Source organism: Pseudoxanthomonas sp. LjRoot204_2 (assembly GCF_056175765.1).
The window spans coordinates 1-9209 of record NZ_JBGFFG010000101.1; the positions used below are offsets into that span (position 1 = coordinate 1).

8 protein-coding genes and 1 pseudogene are annotated in these 9209 nt (G+C 67.9%); 7 read left to right on the top strand and 2 right to left on the bottom strand.

All coding sequences use genetic code 11. The features are described 5' to 3' along the window. Positions 1-66: 66 nt before the first annotated feature. The 7 genes from AC04L7_RS06725 to AC04L7_RS06755 all read left to right on the top strand — a co-directional run bounded on the left by AC04L7_RS06725 (position 67) and on the right by AC04L7_RS06755 (position 7546). Positions 67-1350, top strand: a complete 1284-nt coding sequence (locus tag AC04L7_RS06725; RefSeq protein ID WP_436000975.1) for an NAD(P)/FAD-dependent oxidoreductase — start codon at positions 67-69, stop codon at positions 1348-1350. Beyond that, positions 1347-2138, top strand: a complete 792-nt coding sequence (locus tag AC04L7_RS06730) for a DUF1365 domain-containing protein (RefSeq protein WP_435997364.1) — start codon at positions 1347-1349, stop codon at positions 2136-2138. The genes AC04L7_RS06725 and AC04L7_RS06730 overlap by 4 nt, the downstream gene beginning before the upstream one ends. Then, positions 2135-3385 (top strand): class I SAM-dependent methyltransferase, encoded by a 1251-nt coding sequence (locus tag AC04L7_RS06735; protein ID WP_435997362.1) that lies wholly within the window; start codon positions 2135-2137, stop codon positions 3383-3385. The genes AC04L7_RS06730 and AC04L7_RS06735 overlap by 4 nt, the downstream gene beginning before the upstream one ends. Continuing rightward, on the top strand, positions 3382-4179 hold the full coding sequence (locus tag AC04L7_RS06740) for a DUF1295 domain-containing protein (protein WP_435997360.1): 798 nt from the start codon (positions 3382-3384) through the stop codon (positions 4177-4179). The genes AC04L7_RS06735 and AC04L7_RS06740 overlap by 4 nt, the downstream gene beginning before the upstream one ends. Further along, positions 4176-5258: a cyclopropane-fatty-acyl-phospholipid synthase family protein gene (locus tag AC04L7_RS06745; RefSeq protein WP_435997358.1), complete on the top strand. Its 1083-nt coding sequence runs from the start codon at positions 4176-4178 to the stop codon at positions 5256-5258. The genes AC04L7_RS06740 and AC04L7_RS06745 overlap by 4 nt, the downstream gene beginning before the upstream one ends. Position 5259: 1 nt before the next feature. Further along, positions 5260-5787: a lipocalin family protein gene (locus AC04L7_RS06750; protein WP_299341186.1), complete on the top strand. Its 528-nt coding sequence runs from the start codon at positions 5260-5262 to the stop codon at positions 5785-5787. Positions 5788-5959: 172 nt separating this feature from the next. Next, positions 5960-7546 (top strand): sensor domain-containing phosphodiesterase, encoded by a 1587-nt coding sequence (locus AC04L7_RS06755; protein WP_435997355.1) that lies wholly within the window; start codon positions 5960-5962, stop codon positions 7544-7546. 496 nt (positions 7547-8042) lie between these two features. Here the strand turns inward: AC04L7_RS06755 and AC04L7_RS06760 are convergent, their stop codons facing one another. Beyond that, positions 8043-8732, bottom strand: coding sequence for a hypothetical protein (locus AC04L7_RS06760; protein ID WP_435997353.1), 690 nt, complete (start codon positions 8730-8732; stop codon positions 8043-8045). Positions 8733-8840: 108 nt separating this feature from the next. Beyond that, positions 8841-9209 (bottom strand): annotated as a pseudogene (locus AC04L7_RS06765) (urocanate hydratase); the annotation flags it as partial.

A 9209-nucleotide genomic window follows, 5' to 3' on the forward strand; every position in this document is an offset into this window, starting at 1 on the left:
GTTCGGGCTGGTGCGCGATCTCAAGCCGGTGCCCGCGTGGGTACTGGCCAAGGCGAGGCGCTGAGCATGCGCATCGCGGTCATCGGATCGGGCATCGCCGGGCTGGCCTCGGCCTGGTGGTTGTCGCAGCAAGACGAGGTGACGCTGTTCGAGGCCAACGACTACCTCGGTGGCCACACGCATACGCATACCGTCGTTCAGGCGGGCCGCGAATACCGCATCGACAGCGGCTTCATCGTGTTCAACCCCGACCACTATCCCCTGTTGTGCGGGTTGTTCGACGAACTCGGCGTGGCGTCGCAACCGACGACGATGAGTTTCTCCGTCCACAGCGCGCGCAGCGGCCTGGAATACAACGCGACGTCACTGGACACGCTGTTCTGCCAGCGCCGCAACCTGGTGTCGCCGCGCTTCTGGGGCATGCTGCGCGACCTCGCCCGCTTCTATCGCGAAGCGCCCGCGCTGCTCGAGGGTGACGATCCGGGCCCCACCCTCGGCGACTACCTTCGTCAGGGCGGCTATGGCGCCGCCTTCCGGGACGAGCACCTGGTGCCCATGGCCTCGGCCCTGTGGTCGTCGCCGCCGCAGGGCATCCTCGCCTTTCCGGCCCGTTACCTGGTGCAGTTCATGGCCAACCACCATATGCTCACGCTCGGCGAACGCCGGCCGTGGCGCGTGGTGACGGGCGGCTCGGCGACCTACGTGGAGGCGCTGCGCCGGCGGTGGAAGGTGCGCGAGCGGGTCTCCACGCCGGTGCATTCCGTGCTCCGCTGCGAGGAGCACGTGGGCGTGATGACCGCCACCGGCACCGAACGTTTCGATCATGTGGTGATGGCCTGCCACAGCGACGACGCGCTGCGCCTGCTGCACGATGCCGACGCGCGCGAGCGCGGCGTGCTGGGCGCGATCCGCTACCAGTCCAACGACACCGTGCTGCACACGGACGCCCGCCTGCTGCCGCGCCATCGCAAGGCCTGGGCCGCGTGGAACGCGCATCTTCCCGCCGATCCCGCCGCGCCCTGCACGGTGAGTTACTGCATGAACCTGCTGCAGGGTATCGACTCGCCGGAGCCGTTCGTGGTGACGCTCAACCGCAGCGAGGCCATCGATCCGGCGCGCGTCCTGCGACGCATGCACTACCGGCACCCGGTGTACGACCATGCCATGGTGGCGGCGCAGCGGCGCAAGGCCGAGATCCAGGGCGTGCGGCGTACCTGGTTCGCCGGCGCGTACTGGGGCTGGGGCTTCCACGAGGATGGCATCCGCAGCGCGCGCGCGCTGGTCGAGGCATTCGAGACGCAGCATGCGGCGGGTCCCGTGATCCGCGAAGACGCACCGGTGCCGGCATGAATGCCGGGCCGGCCAAGGCGGACCTCGCCAGCGCGGTGTACGAAGGATGGGTGCGCCATCGGCGGCATGCGCCGCGCCCGCACGCCTTCCGCTACCGCATGGCGCAGCTCTACCTCGACCTGGACGAGGTGGAACGCATCTTCGACCGACGCTGGCTGTGGTCGGTGAATCGCTGCAACCTGGCCGAATTCCGTCGCAGCGACTACCTGTCGCCCCACGAGCAGCCCCTGGCCGAGGCCGTGCGCGATCGCGTCGCGCGCGAAACCGGCCATCGCCCGCAAGGTCCGGTCCGCTTGCTGACGCATCTGCGCTATGGCGGCTACGTGTTCAACCCGGTGAGCTTCTACTACTGCTTCCAGCCCGACGGCACCACCCTGGACGCCGTGCTTGCCGAGATCACCAACACGCCCTGGCGCGAGCGGCACAGCTACGTGCTGCCCGTTCGCGACGGCGTGCCGAAAGGCGACGGCTGGGAATGGGGCTTCGACAAGGCCTTCCATGTCTCGCCCTTCCTGCCCATGGCGTGCGCCTACCACTGGCGCTTCAGTACGCCCGACGACGCCCTGCGCGTGCACATGCAGGTCGATCGCGAAGGCCAGCGCGCCTTCGACGCCACGCTGACGCTGCAGAGGCGCCCGCTGGACGGCGCCTCGCTGGCGCGCGTGCTGTGGCGCTACCCCCTGATGACCGCGCAGGTGATGACCGGCATCCACTGGCAGGCACTGCGCCTGTGGCTGAAGCGCACACCCGTCCACGACCACCCTTCCCTTGCCCGCGAGACCCCATGAACGAGATCGCCGACGTCACTGCCGTTTCTTCCTACGGCGCGCTCGACCGCCTGCTGCGCTCGCAGTTGCTGGCGCGCCTGGACGCGCTGGACCACGGCATGCTGGTGGTACGCGATGCGCTGGGCGAGCACCGTTTCGGCCGGACCGGTGGCGACGCGCTGCCCGCGGTGCACCTGTGGATCGACGATGCCGCGTTCTATCGCGCGGTCGCCGCGCAGGGCAGCGTGGGCGCCGGCGAGTCCTACATCGCCGGCCAGTGGCGTTGCGACGACCTGGTCGCGCTGGTGAGATTGCTGGTGCGCAACCGCGCACTGCTCGACGGCATGGAAGGCGGCCTGGCCCGGCTCGGTGGCTGGGCGTTGCGCAGCTGGCATGCGCTCCGCCGCAACACGCGCGAAGGCAGCCGTCGAAACATCGCGGCGCACTACGACCTGGGCAACGATTTCTTCGCATTGCTCCTGTCGCCGGACCTCATGTACTCGTCGGCGATGTTCGCCTCGCCGGACGACGACCTGGACACCGCGTCGTACCGCAAGCTCGATGCGGTGTGCCGCAAGCTGGCGCTGGTCCCGGGCGATCGCGTGGTCGAGATCGGCACCGGCTGGGGCGGTTTCGCCCTGCACGCGGCACAGCACTACGGGTGCCACGTCACCACGACCACGATCTCGCGCGAACAGCACGCGATGGCCAGCGCCCGCGTGGCCGCCGCCGGCCTGCAGGACCGGGTGACGCTGCTGCTGCAGGACTACCGCGACCTGCAGGGTCAGTACGACAAGCTGGTGTCRATCGAAATGATAGAAGCGATCGGAGCGCAGTACCTGGAGACGTTCTTCGGCAAGCTGGGCAGCCTGGTGCGCCCCGGTGGCCGGGCGCTGCTGCAGGCGATCACCATCGAAGACCACCGCTATGCGCAGGCGCGCGATTCGGTGGATTACATCAAGCGCTTCGTCTTCCCTGGCAGTTTCATCCCGTCGCTCAGTGCGATGTATGCCGCGAAGACACGGGCCAGCGACCTGCAGGTGGTGCACCAGGAAGACTTCGGCCTGTCGTACGCGTACACGCTGCGCGCATGGCGCCGTCGCTTCATGACCCGCCTGGCCGAGGTACGCGCGCAGGGCTTCGACGAGCGTTTCATCCGCCTGTGGGAGTTCTATCTGGCGTACTGCGAGGGCGGCTTCCTCGAGCGTTCCATCGGCGTGTCGCACGTGCTGATGGCGCGCCCCGGCCACGCGATGGAGGCCGTATGAATCCGTTGCATGCGCTCGGTCTTGTCGCCGTGCTGGCGGCGGCGGTGATGACGCTGGGTTGGGCATGGCAGCGACGGCACGAGAACACCGGCATCGTCGACGTGCTGTGGTCGGCCTGCGTGGGCGGCGCGGCGGTGCTACTGGCCGCCCTGGGCGACGGCGCCTGGCAGGCCCGCGCCGTCCTTGCCGTGCTGGGCGGGACCTGGGGTGCGCGCCTTGCGCTGCATCTCTGGCACCGCGTGCGCAGCGAGCCCGAAGACGGCCGCTACCGGTACCTCCGCGAGCATTGGCAAGGCCACCAGGGCAAGTTGTTCCTGTTCTTCATGGCGCAGGCACTGCTGGTGGTGCTGTTCGCACTGCCCTTCGCCGCGGCCGCACGCAGCCCGGTCGACACTGCATGGCCGTGGCTCGTGCTGGCGGTGGCGATCTGGATCGCGAGCGTGGCCGGCGAGGCCATCGCCGACCGCCAGCTGGCACGCTTCCGTGCCGACCCCGGCAACCGCGGGAAGACCTGCCGAGACGGGCTGTGGCGGTATTCGCGCCATCCGAACTACTTCTTCGAGTGGCTGCACTGGTTCGCCTACATCGCGCTCGCCGTCGGTTCGCCGTGGGCGTGGCTGTCGTGGTGCGGGCCGGTGGTGATGTACGTGTTCCTGCGCTGGATCAGCGGCATCCCGTACACGGAAGCGCAGGCGTTGCGCACGCGCGGCGACGATTACCGCGAGTACCAGCGTACGACGCCGATGCTGTTCCCCTGGTTTCCCAAACCCGCCGCCGAGGAGGCGACACGATGAACGCGATGGTGGAAGAACTGGCTGCCGACAAGGCTGCCCCGGGCCTGCTGGGCCTGGCCGAACGTGGCCTGCTGCCCGATGCGGCGATCCGCGCCGGCATCCGCCAGCTGTGCGCCCAGCGACTGCGCGACGAGAGCGAAGGCGGCCAGGAAGCGCAATCCGCGTTGCTGGCGCACCGCCTGCGCGCCTTGCGCCAGGGCGCGCTGGCCGTGCATACCGATGCCGCCAACCGGCAGCACTACGAACTGCCGGCCGATTTCTTCCGTCACTGCCTTGGCGAACGGCTGAAGTACAGCAGCTGCTACTACCCGACCGGCGCGGAAGCGCTCGACCAGGCCGAAGAGGCGATGCTGGCGCTGTACGGCGAGCGCGCCGCGCTGGCCGACGGGCAGGACATCCTGGAGCTGGGCTGCGGCTGGGGCTCGCTGACCCTGTGGATGGCCGCGCGCTATCCGAACGCGCGCATCACCGCCGTGTCCAATTCGAACTCGCAGCGCCAGTTCATCGAAGCGCGCTGCGCCGAGCGCGGCCTGCGCAACGTGCGCGTCATCACCTGCGACGTGAACCAGCTGCAACTGGAACCGCAGGCGTTCGACCGCTGCGTGTCGGTGGAGATGTTCGAGCACGTCAGCAACCATGCCGCGCTGATGCGCCGCATCCACGATGCGCTGCGCCCGGGCGGCGCGCTGTTCGTGCACATCTTCGTCCACCGCCACCTGATGTATCCCTTCGAGACGCAGGGGGAAGACAACTGGATGGGCCGGCACTTCTTCACCGGCGGCATGATGCCGTCGGCCGACCTGCTGCTGTTCTTCCAGGACCATCTGCACCTGCAGGAGCGCTGGCTGCTCGACGGCACACATTACCAACGCACCGCCAACCACTGGCTGGCCCGGCACGACGCGAACCGCGAAGCGGTGATGGGCGTGCTGCGCGAGGCGTATGGCGATGCCGCCGCGCTGTGGAACCAGCGCTGGCGCATGTTCTGGATGGCGTGCGCGGAGCTGTTCGGCTACCGCAACGGCCAGGAGTGGCTGGTGGCGCATTACCGGTTCCAGCGTCCGGCGCGGGGGCACTGACATGCGTACCCTGCCCTTTCTCGTACTCGCACTGGTCGTCGCGACGACCGCCGCATGCCGCTCCGGCAACGTCAAGCCTTCCATCCCGACCGCCGCACCGGTGGACGTGGACCGCTTCATGGGCGACTGGTACGTCATCGCCCACATCCCCTCCTTCCCGGAGCGGGAGGCCTACAAGGCGGTCGAGTCCTACGCCCGCATGCCGGACGGCCGCATCCAGACCACGTTCCGCTTCCGCAAGGGCGCGCTGGACGGTCCGGAGAAAACCATGCATCCGGTTGGCACGGTGAAGCCGGACGGAGGCGGCGCGGTCTGGGACATGCAGTTCGTCTGGCCGATCCAGGCCGAATATGTCATCGCCTGGGTCGATGCCGATTACCAGCAGACCATCGTCGGCCGCAGCAAGCGCGATTACGTCTGGCTGATGGCGCGCACGCCGCAGATTCCCGACGCCGATTACCAGGCGCGCATCCGGCAGATCGAAGCGCTGGGCTACGACGTATCGAAGATCCGCCGCGTCCCGCAATGAGCACCACAACCATGTAACCGCCCTTACGTGAGCTCGGGCCGGGACGCGCTTTCGTCGCACGACGACGCGCGCTAAGGTGGTCGGTGTCGCTCAAGTCGTGCCTTCCACGGCCGATGGGGAAAGGTTCCCCGGCGATACGGGGCTGTCCGGCGAGGCTGCACAGGGGAGCTGCATGGCGACGCCACCGTTTCACACGGCCAACATGCTCCGTGAGCGGATCGCCGATGCGGTCTGCCACGAGAAGATATTCCCGGCCTACCAGCCGATCGTCTGCCTTCGGACAGGCGCCATCCACGGACTGGAAGTACTGGCACGGTGGCACGATCCCGCGTTCGGCGACGTGCCGCCGAAAGACTTCATCCCCATCGCGCTGCAGGCATCGCTGCTGCCACTGCTGACCCTGAGTCTCGCGCGCCGCGCCTGCAGCGAGGCCAGCGCATGGCCTGGCCACTTCTGCCTGGCATTCAACGTGCCGCCTTCGCTGCTGCAGGACGCGCCCGCCGTGCGCCTGCTGCTGGAAGCGATGTCCGAATCGTCGTTTTCCCTGGATCGCATCTGCATCGAGATGACCGAGGATGAGCTGGTCGAGGACGAACCCGCGACCGAGCGTGCGTTCGGTTACCTGAAGTCGCATGGTGTGCGCGTGGCGCTGGACGATTTCGGCACGGGGTTCTCCAGCATGGTGCGCTTGAGCCGTTTAGGCTTCGACGAACTGAAGATCGATGGCAGCCTGATCCGGCGCCTGGCGACCGACCGCGAGAGCCGCAAGGTGGTCTCGGCCATCATCGGGCTGGGACACAGCCTGGACGTACCGATCGTCGCCGAAGGCGTGGAGACCGGCGCCCAGGCGGACGTGCTGCGCGAGCTGGGCTGCGATTTCGCACAAGGCTGGCTGACGGGCAAGCCGATGCCGGGCGATGCCGTGGCAAACCTGCTGACCAACGCGCCCGTGCACGCCGCGTCGCCCGCGTCACGGCCGTTGTCGCCGTGGCTGCGGCAGCACCAGTTGTCCTCCCTCTACACCAATGCGCCCGTCGGACTGGCCTTCCTCGACACGGACATGCGCTACGCGGCGGCGAACACGCAGTTCGCGCATATGGTGGGCAGGCCGTTGCGCGAGATCGTGGATGCGCATGTCCAGCAGGTCTACACGCCCGACATCGCGGCATGGATCATGCAGGCATCGCAGCGGATCCTGGACAGGGGCGACATCTCCCGCGTCGAATTCCGCTTCCCGAACCGCGAAGAAACCTTCCTGGTGGTCGGCACGCGCGTGACCGACGAGATGGCGCAGCCCATCGGCGTGTCGGTGGTCGCCATCGACATCACCGACCGCAAGCACGCGGAGGAAGAGATGCGGGCGCGGGAGGCGATCTACCGCGGCGCAGTGGAACTCGGGCCCAACGTGGCGTGGGTGAGCGACGGCGATGGCGCGCTGACCTACATCAGCCCGGCGCCGCAGGAACCCGAAGGGTGCACCATGGAAGCGCGACTGGCGACCTGGTATGCACGCATGGAAGACGAAGACCGCGTGCGCGTGCGCGCCGAATGGCTGGTTGCGGTGCACGCGCGCGACACCTTCGAGACGCGGTTCCGCCTGTTCTGGTTCGATGACCGCTGGCGCTGGGTGTCCAGTCGTGCGATCCGCCGCACCATGGAGGACGGCAGCAGCGGCTGGTTCGGCGTGTTCACCGACATCTCGCGGCAGGTGGAACTGGAGGAGCAGCTGGCGCGCCTTGGCAGCGCGGATTCGCCCTGAGCCCATGCAGGGCTGGTCTACGCGGCACGTTGCCGTTGCGCGCGTCGCCTGACCGGATGCGGACACCCCGCACGGCGCTGACGCGCGCTGGATGCGCTTGGCACGAACGGATGGATCATGCGCGAATGGGAGTGTCCGGCCCCTCGCCGCGTACACCACCCCGCACCTCCCGGGTCCGCCATGCTCGCCCGGGATCGAACCTCAGTCCAGATATCCGGATCAGGTGGGCGCGAATCCGCGCGTCGCCTTCTTCTCGCCTTTCTCCGCCCGCTTTTCCTTCAGGGTCTTCGCAGGCTTCTTCTTCGTCTCTTTCTTCTTGTCCAGGCCTTTGGCCATCACGTTTACTCCAGTCGTTGAGACGACGGCAAGCATGACACATCCGGCCGCCGCCGCCCGTACGCGGCGACGCCTCGGGATGGCGCCCGGGGCGCCGGCCTGGGCACCGGGCAAGAAGGATGTCCCGCTGCTGGACCGGGGGAGCGACGGAGCGCTGGGGTCAGCGCGCGGAAGTGCCGAGGCTGGCGGCGTCGGGCAGCGCCGGCAGTTTGCGCGCAAGGTCCAGCTGCGCCCGGTAGAGGAGTTTGGGAGAAGGCTCGATGCCGTCTCTCCGCCGGTACACAGCCAGGAGGTTCTTCATGATGACGTAGGGGGTAGAGAACAGGCCCAACACCGACCACCAGCCCGTCAATGCGCACACAGCCGCCGCCCATCCGTTCGCTTTGCTCCCACACTCGCGACAGCAGAGCTGGTCGGTTTCAGAGTATCTGTATATCCATACCAGCGAGACCACGTGATAAGCGTCGCGCACTTCAATGGTCCGGCCGCCACGCTGGCAGCATGGACATTCGCCGAACTTCATGGCGATTGCATGCTGGTAGACGAGGTCGGGAGCAAGTGTCGCCGCCCGCGCGGACAGCATGGAGTCCTCGCTGCAGCACTGGCTGCAGAACTTCTGGGCGCCGCGCCTCACGGGCTGGAGAATGACGGACTTCCCGCAGTAGTCGCAGTGGTTGGTCACGCCACTGCGCTCGAACAGGGACCGCCTGACCTCCGCTACCTTCAGGTCGAGCGCATGCCCTGCCAGCCCACGCTCTGCCAGCAACTCGGTGAGCGCCTCGCGCGCCTCTTGCGTCAGCGGGCCGAGGCCTCGCTGGATGAGATCGCTCTCATCCAGCGCAGCGAACATCCGCTTGAAATCCTCTTTCGAGTACCTCGGACTCCCCGAGCGATCCCTATCCGCCGTCCCGAAGATGCGGAGCTCTCAACGACCCCGTACGGCCGACCCTGATCACGATCACGCCATCGGCAGCTTCAACCCCTGCTCCTTCGCGCACTGCACGGCGATGTCGTAACCGGCATCCGCATGCCGCATCACGCCGGTGCCGGGATCGTTCCACAGTACGCGCGCGATGCGCTTGTCGGCCTCCGCCGTGCCGTCGCAGACGATGACCACGCCCGAGTGCTGCGAGTAGCCCATGCCCACGCCGCCRCCATGGTGCAGCGACACCCAGGTGGCGCCACCGGCGACGTTGAGCATCGCGTTGAGCAGCGGCCAATCGGATACCGCATCGCTGCCGTCCTTCATCGCTTCGGTCTCGCGGTTGGGCGAGGCCACGCTGCCGGAGTCGAGGTGGTCGCGACCGATCACGACCGGTGCTTTCAG